The following is a 16,898-nucleotide window of genomic DNA, read 5'->3' as shown; positions in this document are numbered from 1 at the left end:
TCCAGCGGCATCGCGCCGCTGAAGTCGCTCCCACAAGGGCTCAGGCCACGGTAGCGCTTGGTGAAGGGTTCGCGACCTACAGCCGCTGCACGCGGAACTTGCGGCCCTTGATCCTGCCCGCGCGCAAGCGTTCCAGCGCCTGTCCGGCCTTTGCCCGGGTGATCGCCACGTAGCTGCGCGTGGCGAACACGGCGATCTTGCCGATCGCATCCTTGTGCAGCCCGGCCTCGCCGGTCAGGGCGCCGACGATGTCGCCGGGCCGCAGCTTGTCGCCGCGGCCGGCGTCGATGCGCAGCGTGGCCATCGCCGCGGCCGGCACGTTGCCCGCCTTGCCGGCCAGCGGCTGCAGCGTGTCCCAGCGCAGCGGCTGGCCCTGGCGTTCGGCGATGGCGGCGGCGCGCGGCAACTCGCGCGGCACACACAGGCTCAGGGCCAGGCCGGCGCGTCCGGCGCGCCCCGTGCGGCCGATGCGGTGCAGGTAGGTGTCGGCGTCGGTGGGCAGCTCGTAGTTCACCACCGCGCCGATGTCCTCCACGTCCAGTCCGCGCGCGGCGACGTCGCTGGCCACCAGCACGCTGCAGCTGCGGTTGGCGAACTGCACCAGCACCTCGTCGCGGTCGCGCTGCTCCATGTCGCCGTGCAGGGCGAGCGCGGAGAAGCCGTAGTGGGCGAGCGAGCCGACCACCTCGACGGTGTCGGCGCGGGTGTTGCAGAACACCACCGCCGATTCCGGGCGATGGCGCAGCAGCAGCGCGGCCAGCAGCGGCGCGCGGCGCGCGGGGTCGGCTTCGTAAAAGAGTTGTTCGATTGCGGCGGGCTGCGCGCCGCCGTCGATGCTCACTTCCAGCGCGTCGCGCAGCATCGCCTTGCCCAGCGTGCGGATCGCGTCGGGGAAGGTGGCCGAGAACAGCAGGCCCTGGCGGTCCTTCGGCGTGCGCCTGACCAGGTCGCGGATCGCGTCCTCGAAGCCCATGTCGAGCATGCGGTCGGCTTCGTCCAGCACCAGCGTGCGCACGGCCTTCAGCGACAGCGCGCCCCTGGCCACCAGCTCCTGCACCCGCCCGGGCGTGCCGACCACCACGTGCGGCGCGTGCGCGAGCGAGGCCAGCTGCGGCGCGAGCGGGATGCCGCCGCACAGGATCGACACCTTGACGTTGGGGATGCCGCTGGCGAGCCGGCGCACCTGCTTGCCGACCTGGTCGGCCAGTTCGCGCGTGGGACACAGCACCAGCGCCTGGGTGTCGCCGTTCGCGGGGTCGAGGCGATGCAGCAGGCCCAGCCCGAACGCCGCGGTCTTGCCGCTGCCGGTGGGCGCCTGCGCGATCACGTCGCGCCCTTCGAGGATCGGCGGCAGCGCCTGCGCCTGGACCGGGGTCATCGATGCGTAGCCGAGCGCGTCGACGCCCTGCAGCAGGGCGGGCGGGAGCGGGAGCGATGCGAAGGCGGGGGACGTGGTCATGCGTGCATCATCGCAGGCGTGGATCGCGGACCCGTGGGAGCGGCCGCTGGCGACAGAAAAAGGCCGGGCATGTGCCCGGCCTTTCGCATCGGCACCGTTCGGCGCGTCAGGCCGCGTCCTTCTTTTCCGCGATCCAGCGGTCGACGCGACGTTCGAGCAGGTCCAGCGGCATCGCGCCGCCGCCGAGCACGGCGTCGTGGAAGCCGCGGATGTCGAACTTGTCGCCAAGCTCGGACTCGGCCTTCCTGCGCAGGTCCTGGATCTTGATCATGCCGACCTTGTACGCGGTCGCCTGGCCGGGGGCGACCAGGTAGCGCTGGATCTCGGACCTGATCGCCGCGTCCGGCACCGAGCTGTTGGCGCGGAAGTAGTCCACCGCCTGCTGCTCGGTCCAGCCCTTGGTGTGCAGGCCGGTGTCGACCACCAGGCGGATCGCGCGCCACATCTCCGACATCAGGCGGCCGTATTCGGAATACGGATCCTCGTACGTGCCGGGCATCTCCTTGGCCAGCCATTCGGCGTACAGGCCCCAGCCTTCGTTGTAGGCGGTGTTGAACTGCTGGGTGCGGAAGACCGGCAGGCCGGTGAGTTCCTGCGCGATGGAAATCTGCATGTGGTGGCCGGGGATGCCCTCGTGGTACGCGATCACCTCCAGCTCGGTCTTCGGCATCGAGTTCATGTCCGACAGGTGCGCGTAGTAGATGCCGGGGCGCGAGCCGTCGGGCGTGCCGGGGTAGTAGTGCTGCGCGGCGCCGTCCTGCTCGCGGAAGGCCTCCACGCGCTTGACCACCAGGTCGGCCTTGGGCAGCAGGCCGAAGTACTCGGGCAGGTGCTGCTTGATGTTGTCGATCTTCTGCGTGGCCTCGTCGATGTAGGCCTGGCGGCCGGCGTCGGTGTTGGGGAACAGGCGCGCGGGGTCGTCCTGCACGTGCTTGAAGAAGGCCTGCAGGTCGCCCTCGAAGCCGATCTGCTTCTGCAGCGCCTCCAGCTCGCCGCGCAGGCGCTTGACCTCCGACAGGCCGAGTTCGTGGACCTGGTCCGGCGTCATGTCGGTGGAGGTGCTCTGCTTGAGCTTGAAGGCGTAGTACGCCGCGCCGTTGGGGTGGGTCGTGCCGACGCCGGTGGCGTTCTCGGCGGCCTTGGGCAGCTCGGACTCGGCGAAGGCGATGATGCGTTCGTAGGCCGGCTTGACGTCCTCGAGCAGCGCCTTGCGTGCCTCGTCCTTCAGCTCGGCGGCGCGCTCGTCGGTGACCTTGCCGTCCTTCGCCAGCGCGTCCGCCTTGGCCTGCGCGTCGGCCCACAGTGCGCTGTCCTTGCCGTCGTCGAAGGGCGCGCCGCTGATGACCTTGCGCGACTGGTCGATCACGCCCTCGTAGGCGAACTTCGGCGGGCGGATGTCCTTGGCCGACGACGCGCGTGCGCGTTCAAGCAGCTGGTCGAACATCACCCCGAGCTTGCGCAGGCGCGCGACGTAGGCGACGTAGTCGGACTCCTCGTCGACCTTGTGGAAGTTGATCATGAACGTCGGCGCCTGGCTCTGCATGCCGAACATCTGCTCGAACGGATAGCCGTCCTCCAGGAACGCCAGACCTTCCTGGGCAAGCTCGGCCTGCTCCTTCCACAGGTCCCACGACAGCTGCGCGCCGGGGTCGAGCTTGTCGTAGTCGAAGTCCGCCTCCATCTCCCGCACGGAATCCTGCTGCCACGCCACCTGCTTGCGGATGCCGGCTTCGGACACGTCCTCGACCTGGTCGTACAGTTCCTTGCGGCCGAGGAAGGTCAGCTGCGAGGGGTTGAACTGCAGCTGTTCCTCGTACTTCTTGTCGAACCAGGCGTTCAGGCGCGCGGTTTCGTCCTGCTGCCCGGCGGCGCTGGCGGCGGTGTCTTCGGCGGCGGCGGTCGGGGCCTCGGTGGACGGCTGCGTGCAGGCGACCAGGCCCAGCGGCAGGGCCAGTGCGAGGGCAACGACGAGGGGTCGGCGGGTAGGCGTCAGGCGCATCGTGGTCTCTCCATGGGTGAGCCTGCATTGTGGCGGCGCGGCGGCCCTGGCGAGCATGCGGATGGTCACGGTCGGGCGGGACCGGCTTCACGATCACGCGACCATGCTGTCGCTAGCCTGCGCCTGCGGCAGTCGCTCCCGCCGCACACAACGCGAAGACGGCCAGCCAGGCCGTCCATGTACCACCCACCGCCAGGCCCCATGGCGTGACCATGCAGAGAAAGTCACTCAAGCACGACCTGCCGCAGGACGGTTACGACGAGTCGTACTACCGCGCCACCTTCCGCGACGCCCCGTACTACTCCAGTGGCCGCAGCTGGACCGACTACGCGCCCGCCTACCTCTACGGCCACCGCGCGCGTGACGCGCATCCCGGTACGCGCTTCGAGGACGTCGAAGCACAGCTTGCCGCCGACTGGCTGCGCTGCCGCGACGATTCGCGGCTGCAGTGGACCGAAGCGCGCGGCGCGGTCCGCGACGCCTGGCGCCATCACGACGACGGCGCAGGCGGCGTGCGCTTTCACCATGGCCACTGAGCACGGCAGTGCCGGCGCGGTACCATGCGCGTCCCCCGTGCAGGAACCCGTCCATGGCCGACAACGACGAGCAACGCAACGGCATCGGCCGCGCCCAGGCCGAGGACGCGGTGCGCACGCTGCTGCGCTGGGCCGGCGAGGACCCGCAGCGCGAAGGCCTGCTCGACACGCCCAAGCGCGTGGTCAACGCCTACGGCGACTGGTTCAGCGGTTACGCCGATGATCCGCGCGAGTACCTGGAGCGCACGTTCGAGGAGGTCGCCGGCTACGACGAGATGATCGTGCTGCGCGACATCGAGTTCGAGAGCCATTGCGAGCACCACATGGCGCCGATCATCGGCAAGGCCCACGTGGGCTACCTGCCCGACGGCAAGGTGGTGGGCATCAGCAAGCTCGCGCGCGTGGTGGAAACCTACGCGCGCCGCTTCCAGGTGCAGGAGAAGATGACCGCGCAGATCGCGCATTGCATCCAGCACGTGCTGGCGCCGCGCGGCGTCGGCGTGGTGGTCGAGGCCAGCCACGAGTGCATGACCACGCGCGGCATCCACAAGCGCGGGGTGAGCATGGTGACCTCGAAGATGCTCGGCGGCTTCCGCGACGATGCGCGCACGCGCGCCGAGTTCCTGCGCTTCCTCGACAAGACCGGGCGCTAGAGCCCGCCCGGCGCAGACTGCTTCCGCAGGGCCGGCGGGTTCTCGCGCCGGCGCGCGCGGCGTAGACTGCGCGCCGCTTTCCTTCCGTGGACCCGCCGGTGGCCGACTCCGCCACAGCCGCGCCGCCGCGTCGCGCCGCGCTCGCCTTCATCTTCGTCACCGTGCTGGTCGACGTATTGGCCTTCGGCGTGATCATCCCGGTGCTGCCGCACCTGGTGGAGCAGTTCGTCGGCGGCAACGTGTCGAAGGCGGCCTGGTGGGTCGGCGTGTTCGGGGTGCTGTTCGCGGCGATCCAGTTCGTGTGCGCGCCGATCCAGGGTGCGCTGTCGGATCGTTTCGGCCGGCGTCCGGTGATCCTGCTTTCGTGCCTGGGGTTGGGCGCGGACTTCGTGTTCATGGCGTTGGCACCGTCGCTGGCCTGGCTGCTGGTCGGGCGCGTGGTCTCGGCGGTGACCGCGGCCAGCTTCAGCACCGCCAACGCCTACATCGCCGATGTCACCAGCCACGCCGAGCGCGCGAAGGGCTACGGCATGATCGGCGCGGCGTTCGGCGTGGGTTTCATCGCCGGCCCCCTGGTTGGCGGCGTGCTCGGCGACATCGACCTGCGCCTGCCGTTCTGGTTCGCCGCGGGCATGGCGCTGCTCAACTTCTGCTATGGCCTGTTCGTGCTGCCCGAATCGCTGCCGCCCGAAAGCCGCAGCGCGCGCGTGGACTGGTCGCACGCCAACCCGCTGGGGTCGCTGAAGCTGCTGCGCAGCCAGCCGCAGGTGCTGGGGCTGGCCGCGGTGGTGTTCATCTCCGGCTTCGCGCAGTACGCGCACCCGAGCGTGTTCGTGCTCTACGGCGATTACCGCTACGGCTGGGGGCAGAAGGAGGTCGGCTACGTGCTGGCGTTCGTCGGCTTCATGGCGATCGTGGTCAACGCCGGGCTGGTGGGGCCGATGGTCCGGCGGTTCGGCGAGCGGCGCACCTTGCTGCTGGCGCTGGGCTGCGGTGCGCTGGGCTTCACCGTGTCCGGGCTGGCGCCGGAGGGCTGGCTGTTCCTGGTCGGCGTGCCGATCGCGGCGCTGTGGGGCGCGGCCAACCCGGCCTCGCAGGCGCTGATCACGCGCCAGGTCGACCGGCGTGCGCAGGGCCGGATCCAGGGCGCGCTGATGAGCCTGGTGGCGCTGGCCGGGATCGTCGGGCCGGCGGTGTACGCGGGCAGCTTCGGCTGGGTGGTCTCCGACGCCTCCCCGCTGCGCCTGCCGGGCCTGCCGTACCTGGTCGCCGCGGCGATGCTGCTGCTGGCAGTGGCGATCGCCTGGCGCCACGCCCACCCGGCGCCGGACGCGCCCGCCGTGTCCGAGGCGGCGACCTGAGCGCATCGCCTGGGCAGGCCCGTGCCCTCGGGTACGCACTAGGTTCAATCCGCCGCGGCACGGGTCTACCGTTCGGGCATTCCCCCGACGAAGGAGAAGGGCCATGGGCGATGGCAGCGACGGCGCCGGCGGCGTCGGAGGCTCGGGCGACAACGGTTCGGATGCCGCCGCCAGTGCGGCCGAATCCGCGGTCAACGACGCGGTCAGCGCGCTGTCGGAGGCGGTGAGCAACGCCGTCAGTTCGATGGCGCAGGGTATCGGCCTGTCCGACGCGCTGGGCCAGCTGGGCCAGGCGCTGGGCATCGATGCGCAGGACATGCAGGGCATCGTCGGCGCGGCGATCATGGGCGCGCTCACCGGCGGCCTGCCGGGCGCGGTCGCGGCGGTGGCGCAGGGTCTGATCGGCGGCTCGCTGAGCGAGGCCGCACACGACGCGATCGCCTCGAGCAGCATGCCCGCCGCGATGCAGGCGGTGGCGAACATGGCGATCAGCAGCTTCGCCCAGGGCGTACCCGGCGCATTCAACGCCGGCACCCTGCAGGGCACGATCAGTGCGCTGTCGAACAACGTGCTGGGCGGGCAGGTGCCTTCGGCCGTCGATATCGGCGAGGTGGCGCGCGCGGTCACCGGGCTGACCGACGTGGCGCGCGGCGTGTTCAGCGGCGTGGCCGGTGGCGAGTTCTCCAGCACCACCGACGTGGCCTCGGCGTTCGACAGCGCGGTGCGCGGCGCCTTCGACCAGGGCCGCCAGATCGCCAGCGACGTTGCCGCGAACGTGGCCAATGGCGGAGGCCTGTACGCCAACGGCGGCCACGACCCGATGGGCGACGCGGCCGAACGCGTGGCGGTGTCGACAGCGCGGCTGCTTGCCGGGAACTAGTCGGCCGCCGCGCGCGGCGCGATTGCGACGCGGATCGAAAAGCGGGTCCGGGTGTTTCGACGCAATGCCGCGTCGATGCGTGCCGCGCCATGCGTACCGCGGAACGACAAGCTGCGGCACAATGAAATCCACTTCCTCCATCCGGGGCTTTCCAATGCGCCTCCCGTTGCTGCTTGCAGTGCTTGTCCCCGCCCTGTCCGCCACCGGTTGCAGCGGTATCGACTACCACGACACCAATGCTGAGGTGGATGCGAACCCGCTGTGCGCCAGTCGCCCCGACCGGCCCGGCGAGCCGGTGGCCGCGGAGTGCAAACGCGAACGCGCGGCCACCTGGACCAGCGAACCGAAAACGCAGGACAAGCCGATCGACTTCAGCGGCAGCCGCGGAAAAGACTGAAGGCCCGCGACGGGGGATGCCCGGCTCGCGTTGCCGGGGCATGGCAGTGCCTGCAGGCTGCGGCCGTCGTCGCCATGCAATCTCCCGATTCGGGAACTGTCGGGTGATGATCCGATCGCGCGCTTGCGTGGAAGGCGGGATCTTCTCGTACGGCAGCCTACGCAGCTTGCATCCGCGCGCCATCATCAAACCGGCGCTGCCTTTCTGGGCACGGCGCAGAGCATGAAAGTGCGGCGCAAAGAAAACCCACCTTTCCCCCGCGAGGAAAGGTGGGCAAGGAGCTGATTCCGGAGAGAGGGAGGAGTCAGCCCTGCGTCGGGTCCGTGCCCTGGTCCTCCAGTTCCGGCGGCTGGTCGGCCGGCGGCGGGGTTTCCGGCGGCAGGGTGTCGTCGGTGGGCGGCGGGGTCATGGTGTCGTCCACGGGCGGGGCCATCGTGGGTTCGGGATAGGTCCCGGTTTCGGGATACGCATCGGCCGGCGTGGTCTGCTCGGGCGGCGGCGCGGCGTCGGGCGACATCACGCTGTCGTCGTTCCCGCCGCAGGCAGCGAGCAGGCCGGCGGTCGCGATTGCCGCAAGGGGAAGAAGCAGGGCGTGTTTCATCGGATGTCCTCGTCGTCGTATGGCCGGGACAGGTTGCCTGCCGGCTTGTAAGCGAATCGTTCGTTTTCGCGTACGAAATCGTGGAAACGCGGCGTGCCCACGGCGGCGTTGCGGGTGGGTTCATGCCCGTGTCGCGATCTGCGTGCGCTCAGCCCGGCTCGACCACCTCGCCCAGCGCGCGCGCCGACAGCGGCACCAGTGCCCAGAACGGCAACTTCTGCGCAGACCACTGCAAGGCGGCGTCGTTGAGGATGCCCAGCAGCGTTGCGAAATCATCCGGTTCCGCATCGCGCCACGCGCCTGCGTGGTCGAGCAGCAGCAGGTAGCCGTCGGCCGGCCACCACGACAGGTCGCCAAGGCAGTCGGCCAGCGCGTCCCAGTTGTGGCCGAACCAGTCGGGGAAGCGCAGCGCGGCGGCGAAGCGTTCGAGCACCTCACCCTTGTCGTCGCAGCCGGCAAAGTCGATCGCGGCCACGGCGAAGCCGAGTCCGCGGGCGGTGTCCTCCAGCCCCTCGCGGTCACGCACGTCGACGAAGTAGGTGCCGTTCTGGCTGGCATCGGCCAGCAGCGCGCCGAGTTCGGTCGCGGTCATTGGCCTGGCTCGGCGGGGGTGAAGCGGCGGAAGCTGCGGTAGTGGTCGTCGGTGTAGAAGAACTCCGCCGGGGGCCGGCCGCCGGACACGATGCGGCGCGCGCCGCGGTCGCGCGAGCCCGGCGTGCGCACGGTGTATTCGCGGTAGTAGCCACGCGGCCGTTTGGGCAGCAGGCGCTCGCGGTTCTGGAAGGTGCCGCCGTCCTGGCGGTTCGGGAAGGGCCCGCCCCGCTCGATCAGCGCCAGGGTGTCGAGGGCTTCGGCCGGCAGCCAGGCCGGGTAACCGCGCGAGGCGGGACCCGGTCCGCGATACCCGGCGTCATGGCCTGCGGCCGGCGTTCCGGCGGCGGCGGGCGCGGGCGCCCGTGCGCCGAACTGCGACCACGCCCACAGGCTGGCCAGGACCAGCGCGACGATGAGCCAGGCATTGCGCCGCATCGCGTCGGTCCCGGGCGGTTACGGCAGCGCGCGGATCGCGGCCATGCCGGCGTCAGCCGCAGCTGATCCGGACGATCGCGCCCTGCTCGTCGACCTCGACGTTGAGGCGGTCGGCGCGGTAGTCCATCGTCACCGGCTGCCCGGGCTTGATCACGCGCACGGCGCCTTTCGCGCCCGCGGCGGCCTGGGCCTGCGCAACGACGTCGTCGCTGGCCTGCTGGCCGACGAACGACTGCGCGGCATCGGCGCTGCACTGCGCTGCCATGTCGCCGGCATCGGCGTTGGCGTCGGATGCAGGTTCGGGCGCGGGCGCGGGCGAAACGACGTCGTTCCCGGCCTGCGCCGCCTGTGCCTGTGCGGGGCTGCCGCTGCCGGCCGTGGTGCAGGCGCCCAGCGCCAGTGCGAGGGCGGCGATCGAAAGCAGGGTCAGCGGGCGGTGGTGGATGGTCATTGGCGTGCTCCGTGGGCGCTGCCAGCGCGCGGACCGCCAGCCTGCCGGGGGCGCCGTGTGCAAAGCGTTAACCGGCGTCCGCGGCATCTTCGGCGTCTTCGGCGTGCAGCGCCGCCAGCTTCGTCGCCAGCAGGGCAAGTGTCACCACGTCCTGGTGGTTGTGCGCGGCCACGCGCTTCAGCAGCGCCGAGGAACCGCCGCGCAGGAACTGCAGCCACGCCGCGGGCGCCTGCGAGCCGGGCAGGTCGTCGTCGCGCACCACGCCCAGCGCCTCGCGTTCGACCGTCGCCAGCCGGCAGTCCGCCCAGCGACCGCGCCAGCGCCGGCGCGCGGGGAACAGCAGGTCGACGTGGGCGAGGGCGGACAGCGGATCGGGCAGGCGCGCCAGCCGGTAGCGCGTCTTCAGCAGCGGCGCGTCGTAGCAGCGGCCGTTGTAGCTGGCCAGCACCGTGCGCGGCGCCAGCCAGCCGGCGAAGGCGCGCAGCATGTCGGCCTCGGCGGCCATCGTCGCGATCAGCAGCTGGCGCACGCGCAGGCCGTCGCCGTGCACGGGGTGGCGGTGGAAGTCCGCGGCGCCGACCATGAAGGCGCGGGTGCCGGTGCCGCCGGCCAGGCCGGTGGTTTCGGTGTCGAAGAACAGCAGGTCACGCGGGTCGACGCTCTCGGGCAGCGCGGTGGCGGCCGCGCCGCGGCTGCGCGCGGGCGCGGGGCGGGTGGCGAAGGCGAGTGACAGTGCGGCCGTCGGCGGGGTGACCGGCAGGTGGGTTTCGATCGACCACAGTCCGGGCGCCAGCTCGGTGCCGGGCAGTGACCGGTCGGCCGGGCCGCGTGGCGCAACCGATACGCCGGTGCGTGCGCGCACACCAAGCAGGCGGCGCAGGGATTCGATCGACTGCGCCGCAGGCGGGCGTCCTGCCTCCGCATTCGCGGCCGGCAGGGGCGCGCCATGGCCCACGTCGCGGCGCAGGGCGCGCAGCTTCTGCAGCGAGACGCTCATCGCCCGTGCCCATGTAGGAGCGGCTTCAGCCGCGAGCTTTCGCCGTTGCTTTCCCCCCTCTCCCGTGAAGGCAGGAGAGGGTCGGGGTGGGGCGTCTTGGGGGTCAGCTCGAACCGTGGGCACCCCTTCCCAACCTCCCCCTGCCGTCGCAGGGGGAGGGGCCAAGGCAAAAACTCGCGGCTGAAGCCGCTCCTGCAGGGCGTCTGGGACGTCATGCCTCCACCGCGAGCAGTTCCAGCACCTGCAGCGCCAGCCGCTTCGGCGTTGCTTCGGCTTTCGCCTCGTCGACCGCCAGCACCGGCCCCACGCAGGCGGGGCAGCCGGCATTGCAGTCGCAGGCGGCGACCAGTTCGCGCGCGCGCTGCACCAGTTCGGCCTGGCGCTGCCACAGCGGTTCGCTCAGGCCCACGCCGCCGGGGAAGTTGTCGTACAGGTACACCGTCGGCACGAACTGCGCGGACTCGACGACCACGCCGTCGGCCGGCAGTCCGCCGTCGAGGGTGACTGCCCGGCCGTCGGCATCCTGCGCGCGGCCGTGCCCGCCGCCGTCGCGGGTGGCGAACCAGGCGCCGTCGCCGTTGCCCACCGACTTCTGCAGGTCGCGTGCGTCGGCCATCACCGCGACCGTCGCCACTACGTGCAGCGCGTGCGCGGCGCCGAGGAAGCCGTCGAGCGCGTCCTGCCTTGATGCGAACGCGCGCAGCAGCGTCGCCTGCGGCAGCTGCCACCACGCGGCCGTGGTGTGCAGCTCCTGGTCGGGCAGGTTGACCGGGCCGTAGCCGATGTTCTCGTGGCTGTAGTAGCGGATCTTCTTGTAGCCGGCCACGCGCCGCACCACGTGCACCTCGCCGTGATGGCAGTCGCCGCTGCCCGTCGCGCAGCCATCGAAGCGGTCGAGCACCTTGAGCCTGGTGTAGTCGATGCTGTCGGTGTAGTAGTCGACGTGGGTGCGGGTGACGAAGGCCTTGCGCCCCTCCCAGTCGAGTTTCTCCACCTGGTAGGGCGTGGACTGCACCATGTGGATCGCGCCCTCGTAGAGGGTGAGCGCGGCGGCGGTGTAGTCGACCTCGGCGATGATCTTCTGCGCGCCCCTGCTGCGGTCGACGACCACGAAGTTGCCGTCGGCCACCGAGCGCAGGCTGACCGCGTTGGCCGGGTAGCTGTCGGCGATCCATTCCCAGCGCGCACCCTCGCGGTGCACGACGCCGGTTTCGGCCAGCGCCTCCAGGTACACCGCCGGATCGACCGGGCCGAAGCCGTCGCCGGCGGCGAACGGCAGTTCGAACGCCGCGCAGCGGATGTGGTCGAACAGCACCAGCGGCTGGTCGGGCGCGATGCGCGCGTGTTCGGGCGTGGCGTCTGCGAAGAAGTCCGGATGCCGCACCACGTACTGGTCCAGCGGCTGCGAGCCGGCCACCAGCACGCCCAGGCTCGCGCGCCGGCGGCGACCGGCGCGGCCGAAGCGCTGCCAGGTCGCCGCCACCGTGCCCGGGTAGCCGCTGAGCACGACCACGTCGAGGCTGCCGATGTCCACGCCCAGCTCCAGCGCGTTGGTCGAGACGATGCCGTCGATGCGGCTGGCGCGCATGTCGCGCTCGACCGCGCGCCGCTCGGTGGGCAGGTAGCCGCCGCGGTAGGCGCGGATGCGCGGCGCCTTGCGCGGGTCGTGGTCGAACACGTCCTTCAGGTACTTGGTCAGCACCTCCACCATCAGCCGCGACTGCGCGAACACCAGCGTCTTCAGGCCGGACTTGATCGCGATCCGCGCGATGCGGTTGGACTGCGAGCGCGCCGACGCACGCAGGCCGAGGTCGGCGTTGACCACGGGCGGGTTCCACAGCAGCACGTGCCTGTCGCCGGTGGGCGCGCCGGATTCGGTGATCGCGTGCACCGGCGCGCCGACCAGCGCCTCGCAGTGCCCGCGCGGATTGCCGATCGTGGCCGAGCACAGGATGAACTGCGGGCTCGCGCCGTAGAACGCGCAGACGCGCTTGAGCCGCCGCAGCACGTTGGCCACGTGGCTGCCGAATACGCCGCGGTAGGTGTGCACTTCGTCGATCACCACGTAGCGCAGGTTCTCGAAGAACTGCGCCCACTTGGTGTGGTGCGGCAGGATGCCCTGGTGCAGCATGTCCGGGTTGCTGACCACGATGTCGCCGTGCAGGCGGATCGCCTGGCGCGCGTCGCCGGGGGTGTCGCCGTCGAAGGTGAAGGCCTTCACGCCCAGCTCGCCGGCGCGGTTGAGTTCCAGCAGTTCGGCCACCTGGTCCTGGGCCAGCGCCTTGGTCGGGAACAGGAACAGCGCCTTTGAAGCCTGCGCCTTCGCCCGCGACTGCATCGCCGCGGCCACCACCGGCAGCGTGTAGCACAGCGACTTGCCCGAGGCGGTGGGCGTGGCGATGGCCACGTGCTCGCCGCGCCGGGCGGCGTGCCAGGCGTCGGCCTGGTGCGCGTAGAGCCGGTCGATGCCGCGCGCGTGCAGTGCATCGCGCAGGGCCGGCGGCACGTCGTCGGGGATCGGCGCGTAGGCGCCGTCGCGGCCGGGGATCGTGAAGCTGCCGGTGATCCGGTCGCGATAGCGCCGGCCCAGCGCCCGCGTCAGCGCGGCGCCGTCGCCCGTGGGCCGGCCGCCGCCGTCCAGTGCCAGTGCGCGCTCCTCGTCCTCGACCTTCCGGGCCAGTGCCTGTGCCATGTGCCGCCCCTCGTGATGGGCGGGCAGTGGACCGGAGCGGCGTCGCAGCGGGTGAGACCGAACGAGGTTTCAGGCCAGTTCGTCGCAGGTGACCCGGCGCACGGTGAACGCGCGCAGCCGCGCCGGGCTCGACACCCCGATGCCCTGCAGGCGGCCTGCCGTGTACAGCGTCACGTGCGGTGGCGGCACCGGCAGCTGGCGGCCGAGCAGTCTGCCGAGCGCGCGCTGGAACGGCACCATCGCCGGCAGGTCGACCAGCTCGACCAGCGCGTGGGCGAGGGTGGCGCGGCCCTCCGTGGCGAATGGCTTGCGCAGCAGCAGGCGGCGCCCGCTGCGTTCGAAGCGCCAGTCGTGCGCATCGCGCGCGGCTCCAACCAGTGCACCGGCGTGCTCGCCGAAGGTCGCGCGCAGCTCGGCGCCCAGCGCGCGGCCGACCAGGGTGACGTGCAGTTCGGGCTTGGGCGCCAGGCGCAGGCCGTCGAGTTCGACCGCGGTCCGCGGCGGTGGCCAGCGCTCCGGCGCGATCGGGAGGACGAGCGTGTGCGGGGCGAAGGAAGCAACCATCGCCACATCATGCACCCGCGGGCGTGGGCGCCTGCTCCGGTACCCTTGCATGCAAGCCGCGCGCACCCGGGATTCCGCAGCCGCATGACCGACAAGCCCTTCGCCCCCGCCTGCGAGCGCAACCGCGAGCCGATCCTGTCGGTGCTGCGCACGCACTTCGCCGACCGTCGCGCCGTGCTGGAAATCGGCAGCGGCACCGGCCAGCACGCGGTGCACTTCGCCGCGGCGATGCCGTGGCTGCAATGGCAGTGCTCCGACCGCGCCGGACACCTGCCGGGCATCCGCGCCTGGCTGGACGAGGCGGCGCTCGGCAACACGCCGCCGCCGCTGGCGCTCGATGTCGCCGCGGCCGCGTGGCCGTACGCAGGCACGGATGACGGGCGATTCGACGCCGCCTTCAGCGCCAACACGCTGCATATCATGGGATGGCCGGAGGTCGAGGCCTTCTTCGCCGGCGTGGACCGGGTGCTGGGCGGCGACGGCGTGCTGGTGGTCTACGGGCCGTTCAACGACGACGGCGCGTACACCAGCGACAGCAACCGTGATTTCGACGCCTGGCTCAAGGCGCGCGATCCGCGCTCGGGCATCCGCGACTCCGGGGCGGTCGATGCGCTGGCGCGCGACATCGGGCTGCGGCGGGTGGACGACGTGGCGATGCCGGCGAACAACCGCTGCCTGGCGTGGCGCCGGATGCGCTGAGGGCGTCGCCGGCCGCTGCGATATCCTCGCCCGATGTTCGAACTGCGCCAGGTGTCGAAACGCTATGGCCGCGCGCTTGCGCTCGACGCGCTGGACCTGTCGATCGCGGCCGGCCGCACCACCGCGCTGATCGGTCCCAGCGGCGCCGGCAAGTCGAGCGTGCTGCGGATGCTGGTCGGCCTGGAATGGCCGGACAGCGGCGAGGTGCGCTTCGACCGCGAACCGCTGCGGCGCGAGGCCCTGCTCGAACAGCGCCGCCGCATCGGCTACGTGATCCAGGAGGGTGGGCTGTTCCCGCACCTGACCGCCGCCGGCAACGCCGCGCTGCTGGCGCGCACGCTGGGCTGGGATCGCGCCCGCATTGATGCGCGCCTGCGCGAACTGGCGACGCTGTGCCGGTTGCCGTTCGAGGCGTTGTCGCGCTTCCCGGCCGAACTGTCCGGCGGCCAGCGCCAGCGCGTGGGCCTGATCCGCGCGCTGATGCTCGACCCGAAGGTCCTGCTGCTCGACGAGCCGCTGGGCGCGCTCGATCCGATCGTGCGCCACGAACTGCAGGCGCAGATGCGCGAGCTGTTCGACACGCTCGACAAGACCGTGGTGCTGGTCACCCACGACGTCGCCGAGGCCGCGTGGCTCGGCGACATGCTGGTGCTGCTGCGCGGCGGCCGCGTGCTGCAGCAGGGCAGCGCGCGCGAGCTGCTGGAGGCGCCGGCCGATCCGTTCGTGCGCGAGTTCATGACCGCGCAGCGGAGTGTGGAGGAGAGTGCGTGAGCGGGGTGCGCGCGATGGGGCGATGGGCCGGGGCTGCGTGCTTGCGGGCACGCAGCGTCTTCCCCGCCGTCATTTCCGCCCCCCGCGCCGTCATTCCCGCGAAAGCGGAAACCCAGTCGCCCTCGCGATCCGGCGCGGGTGTCAGGTATCTGCGCCACTGGATGACCGGACATTCGTCTGTTGAGAGCCCCGCCTTTGCGGGAATGACGGCGTGGGGTTGGTGGGCGGGCGTGGCGTGTTTGTGGTTCGTCGGGATTCTCATCGCTGCCACGCCGGGCATTGCGACGGCGGCCACGCAGGACGCGACGCATCAGGCCGCGCCGCGCCACAGCGCCGCCGCGCACGTCGTCATCGGCTCCAAGAACTTTACCGAAGCCGTGATCCTCGGCGAGATGGGCGCCGGGCTCGCGCGCGAACAGGGCCTGGACGTCGAGCACAAACGCCAGCTGGGCGGCACCCGCATCCTCTGGCGCGCGCTGGAGAACGGCCAGATCGACGCCTATGCCGAGTACACCGGCACCCTGGCCGAAGAATTGCTGCAGATGCCCGGCGCCGACAACGCTGCGCTGCGCAAGGCGCTGGCCGAACGCGGGCTGGCCATGACCGATCCGCTCGGCTTCGACAACACCTACGCGTTGGGCATGCGCGAAGCGCGGGCGGCGGCGCTGGGTATCGCCACGCTGTCCGACCTGCGCGCGCATCCGCAGCTGAAGCTCGGCCTGAGCAACGAATTCATGCAGCGCGCCGACGGCTGGCCGGGACTGCTCGACGCCTACGGCCTGCCGCAGAAGCCCGACGGACTCGACCACGACCTGGCCTATCGTGCGCTGGCCAGCGGCGCGATCGACGCGACCGACCTGTACAGCACGGACGCCGAGATCCCTTACTACGGCCTGCGCGTGCTCGCCGACGACCGCCACTATTTCCCGTCCTACCAAGCGGTCTACCTGTACCGCGCCGACCTCGCGCAGCGCGCACCGGCGTGGGTCGATGCGCTGCGCGGCATGGCCGGTCGCATCGACGCGGCGACGATGCAGCGCCTCAACGCGCAGGTGAAGCTGGAACATCGCAGCGAGGCCGACGTGGCCGCCGACTGGCTCGGCGTCGATGCGCCCGACACGCGCGGTCGCGCGTCGCGCATCTGGCAGCGCACGCGTGAACACCTGGCGCTGGTCGGCATTTCGCTCGGGTTGGCGCTGCTGCTCGCGCTGCCGCTGGGGATCTTCGCGGCGCGCCGGCCACGGCTGGGACAGGGGGTGCTGTCACTGACCGGACTGCTGCAGACGCTGCCGTCGCTGGCGGTGTTCGTGTTCATGATTCCGCTGTTCGGGATCGGCGCACAGCCGGCGATCGCGGCGCTGTTCCTGTACAGCCTGCTTCCGGTGGTGCGCAACACGCACGCGGGACTGACCGGGATTCCGCTGGAACTGCGCGAAACCGCTGCCGCCATCGGCCTGCCGCCGCGCACGCGGCTGTGGCGGATCGAACTGCCGCTGGCGCTGCGCACGATCCTGGCCGGCATCAAGACCGCGGCGGTGATCAACGTCGGCACCGCCACGCTGGGCGCGCTGATCGGCGCCGGCGGCTACGGCCAGCCGATCCTCGCCGGCATCCGCCTGGACGACATCGGCCTGATCCTCGAAGGCGCCGTGCCCGCGGCGGTGTTGGCGCTGGTGGTGCAGGGCGTGTTCGAAGCCGTGGAGCGGATGCTGACGCCGCGCGGGCTGCGAATCGCCGCGCGGGCCTGACCGAACGAACCCCGTAGGAGCGGCTTCAGCCGCGAGCTTTTGGCTTGGCTTCTCCCCTTGC

Annotated in this window: 16 protein-coding genes and 1 pseudogene; 8 read left to right on the top strand and 9 right to left on the bottom strand. The window is 71.4% G+C overall.

What is annotated here, in order from left to right:
• Positions 1-76 precede the first annotated feature (76 nt).
• The gene (gene dbpA, locus ABD679_RS00640; protein WP_344757987.1) at positions 77-1,459 is read right to left on the bottom strand and encodes an ATP-dependent RNA helicase DbpA; all 1,383 of its coding nucleotides are present in this window, start codon (positions 1,457-1,459) and stop codon (positions 77-79) included.
• A 106-nt stretch (positions 1,460-1,565) separates the two neighbouring features.
• Positions 1,566-3,458, bottom strand: coding sequence for a DUF885 domain-containing protein (locus ABD679_RS00635; protein ID WP_344757986.1), 1,893 nt, complete (start codon positions 3,456-3,458; stop codon positions 1,566-1,568).
• A gap of 212 nt (positions 3,459-3,670) precedes the next feature.
• On the opposite strand from ABD679_RS00635, the gene ABD679_RS00630 reads away from it, so the two are divergent.
• The 5 genes from ABD679_RS00630 (at position 3,671) to ABD679_RS00610 (ending at position 7,285) form a co-directional block, all read left to right on the top strand.
• Entirely contained in the window at positions 3,671-3,994 is a 324-nt protein-coding gene (locus tag ABD679_RS00630) for a hypothetical protein (protein WP_344757985.1), read from the top strand.
• Between the two features lie 53 nt (positions 3,995-4,047).
• Positions 4,048-4,647: a GTP cyclohydrolase I FolE gene (gene folE / locus ABD679_RS00625; protein WP_344757984.1), complete on the top strand. Its 600-nt coding sequence runs from the start codon at positions 4,048-4,050 to the stop codon at positions 4,645-4,647.
• A gap of 98 nt (positions 4,648-4,745) precedes the next feature.
• Positions 4,746-6,008: a TCR/Tet family MFS transporter gene (locus ABD679_RS00620; RefSeq protein WP_344757983.1), complete on the top strand. Its 1,263-nt coding sequence runs from the start codon at positions 4,746-4,748 to the stop codon at positions 6,006-6,008.
• Positions 6,009-6,111: 103 nt separating this feature from the next.
• Entirely contained in the window at positions 6,112-6,888 is a 777-nt protein-coding gene (locus tag ABD679_RS00615) for a hypothetical protein (RefSeq protein ID WP_344757982.1), read from the top strand.
• 121 nt (positions 6,889-7,009) lie between these two features.
• The gene (locus ABD679_RS00610; protein ID WP_344757981.1) at positions 7,010-7,285 is read left to right on the top strand and encodes a hypothetical protein; all 276 of its coding nucleotides are present in this window, start codon (positions 7,010-7,012) and stop codon (positions 7,283-7,285) included.
• Between the two features lie 304 nt (positions 7,286-7,589).
• On the opposite strand, the gene ABD679_RS00605 is transcribed toward ABD679_RS00610, so the two are convergent.
• From ABD679_RS00605 to ABD679_RS00575, 7 genes and pseudogenes are all read right to left on the bottom strand, one after another.
• A complete protein-coding gene (locus ABD679_RS00605) occupies positions 7,590-7,886 on the bottom strand; it encodes a hypothetical protein (protein ID WP_344757980.1) in 297 nt (98 codons plus the stop codon).
• A 148-nt stretch (positions 7,887-8,034) separates the two neighbouring features.
• Positions 8,035-8,478 carry a barstar family protein gene (locus ABD679_RS00600; protein WP_344757979.1) on the bottom strand — a complete coding sequence of 148 codons (444 nt, stop codon included), beginning with the start codon at positions 8,476-8,478 and terminating at the stop codon, positions 8,035-8,037.
• Positions 8,475-8,915: a guanyl-specific ribonuclease gene (locus tag ABD679_RS00595; RefSeq protein WP_344757978.1), complete on the bottom strand. Its 441-nt coding sequence runs from the start codon at positions 8,913-8,915 to the stop codon at positions 8,475-8,477. The genes ABD679_RS00600 and ABD679_RS00595 overlap by 4 nt, the downstream gene beginning before the upstream one ends.
• A gap of 52 nt (positions 8,916-8,967) precedes the next feature.
• Positions 8,968-9,366 (bottom strand): I78 family peptidase inhibitor, encoded by a 399-nt coding sequence (locus ABD679_RS00590; RefSeq protein ID WP_344757977.1) that lies wholly within the window; start codon positions 9,364-9,366, stop codon positions 8,968-8,970.
• A 67-nt stretch (positions 9,367-9,433) separates the two neighbouring features.
• A pseudogene (locus ABD679_RS00585) lies at positions 9,434-10,255 on the bottom strand (ribonuclease H-like domain-containing protein); the annotation flags it as partial.
• 319 nt (positions 10,256-10,574) lie between these two features.
• Positions 10,575-13,055 carry a DEAD/DEAH box helicase gene (locus ABD679_RS00580; RefSeq protein ID WP_425561815.1) on the bottom strand — a complete coding sequence of 827 codons (2,481 nt, stop codon included), beginning with the start codon at positions 13,053-13,055 and terminating at the stop codon, positions 10,575-10,577.
• 69 nt (positions 13,056-13,124) lie between these two features.
• Positions 13,125-13,619 (bottom strand): hypothetical protein, encoded by a 495-nt coding sequence (locus tag ABD679_RS00575; RefSeq protein ID WP_344757976.1) that lies wholly within the window; start codon positions 13,617-13,619, stop codon positions 13,125-13,127.
• Between the two features lie 84 nt (positions 13,620-13,703).
• On the opposite strand from ABD679_RS00575, the gene ABD679_RS00570 reads away from it, so the two are divergent.
• From ABD679_RS00570 to ABD679_RS00560, 3 genes are all read left to right on the top strand, one after another.
• Positions 13,704-14,318 (top strand): DUF938 domain-containing protein, encoded by a 615-nt coding sequence (locus tag ABD679_RS00570; protein WP_344757974.1) that lies wholly within the window; start codon positions 13,704-13,706, stop codon positions 14,316-14,318.
• A gap of 33 nt (positions 14,319-14,351) precedes the next feature.
• Positions 14,352-15,089: an ATP-binding cassette domain-containing protein gene (locus ABD679_RS00565; RefSeq protein WP_344757973.1), complete on the top strand. Its 738-nt coding sequence runs from the start codon at positions 14,352-14,354 to the stop codon at positions 15,087-15,089.
• A gap of 203 nt (positions 15,090-15,292) precedes the next feature.
• Positions 15,293-16,837, top strand: coding sequence for an ABC transporter permease/substrate-binding protein (locus tag ABD679_RS00560; RefSeq protein ID WP_344757972.1), 1,545 nt, complete (start codon positions 15,293-15,295; stop codon positions 16,835-16,837).
• Positions 16,838-16,898 lie beyond the last annotated feature (61 nt).

The sequence above is a fragment of the Luteimonas lutimaris genome, from assembly GCF_039537065.1.
In the GTDB taxonomy this organism is placed as follows: domain Bacteria; phylum Pseudomonadota; class Gammaproteobacteria; order Xanthomonadales; family Xanthomonadaceae; genus Luteimonas; species Luteimonas lutimaris.
Note: the sequence above shows the minus strand (reverse complement) of the source record. Positions and strands in the feature narration are given on the sequence as shown.

What these genes read in the sequence shown, in the direction of transcription:
- ABD679_RS00595 (WP_344757978.1), bottom strand. Translation starts at nt 8,915, where the DNA reads ATGCGGCGCAATGCCTGGCTCATCGTCGCGCTGGTCCTGGCCAGCCTG.
- ABD679_RS00635 (WP_344757986.1), bottom strand. Translation starts at nt 3,458, where the DNA reads ATGCGCCTGACGCCTACCCGCCGACCCCTCGTCGTTGCCCTCGCACTG.
- ABD679_RS00565 (WP_344757973.1), top strand. Translation starts at nt 14,352, where the DNA reads ATGTTCGAACTGCGCCAGGTGTCGAAACGCTATGGCCGCGCGCTTGCG.
- ABD679_RS00600 (WP_344757979.1), bottom strand. Translation starts at nt 8,478, where the DNA reads ATGACCGCGACCGAACTCGGCGCGCTGCTGGCCGATGCCAGCCAGAAC.
- ABD679_RS00575 (WP_344757976.1), bottom strand. Translation starts at nt 13,619, where the DNA reads ATGGTTGCTTCCTTCGCCCCGCACACGCTCGTCCTCCCGATCGCGCCG.
- ABD679_RS00610 (WP_344757981.1), top strand. Translation starts at nt 7,010, where the DNA reads ATGAAATCCACTTCCTCCATCCGGGGCTTTCCAATGCGCCTCCCGTTG.
- dbpA (WP_344757987.1), bottom strand. Translation starts at nt 1,459, where the DNA reads ATGACCACGTCCCCCGCCTTCGCATCGCTCCCGCTCCCGCCCGCCCTG.
- ABD679_RS00605 (WP_344757980.1), bottom strand. Translation starts at nt 7,886, where the DNA reads ATGAAACACGCCCTGCTTCTTCCCCTTGCGGCAATCGCGACCGCCGGC.
- ABD679_RS00580 (WP_425561815.1), bottom strand. Translation starts at nt 13,055, where the DNA reads ATGGCACAGGCACTGGCCCGGAAGGTCGAGGACGAGGAGCGCGCACTG.
- folE (WP_344757984.1), top strand. Translation starts at nt 4,048, where the DNA reads ATGGCCGACAACGACGAGCAACGCAACGGCATCGGCCGCGCCCAGGCC.
- ABD679_RS00590 (WP_344757977.1), bottom strand. Translation starts at nt 9,366, where the DNA reads ATGACCATCCACCACCGCCCGCTGACCCTGCTTTCGATCGCCGCCCTC.
- ABD679_RS00630 (WP_344757985.1), top strand. Translation starts at nt 3,671, where the DNA reads ATGCAGAGAAAGTCACTCAAGCACGACCTGCCGCAGGACGGTTACGAC.
- ABD679_RS00560 (WP_344757972.1), top strand. Translation starts at nt 15,293, where the DNA reads ATGACGGCGTGGGGTTGGTGGGCGGGCGTGGCGTGTTTGTGGTTCGTC.
- ABD679_RS00570 (WP_344757974.1), top strand. Translation starts at nt 13,704, where the DNA reads ATGACCGACAAGCCCTTCGCCCCCGCCTGCGAGCGCAACCGCGAGCCG.
- ABD679_RS00615 (WP_344757982.1), top strand. Translation starts at nt 6,112, where the DNA reads ATGGGCGATGGCAGCGACGGCGCCGGCGGCGTCGGAGGCTCGGGCGAC.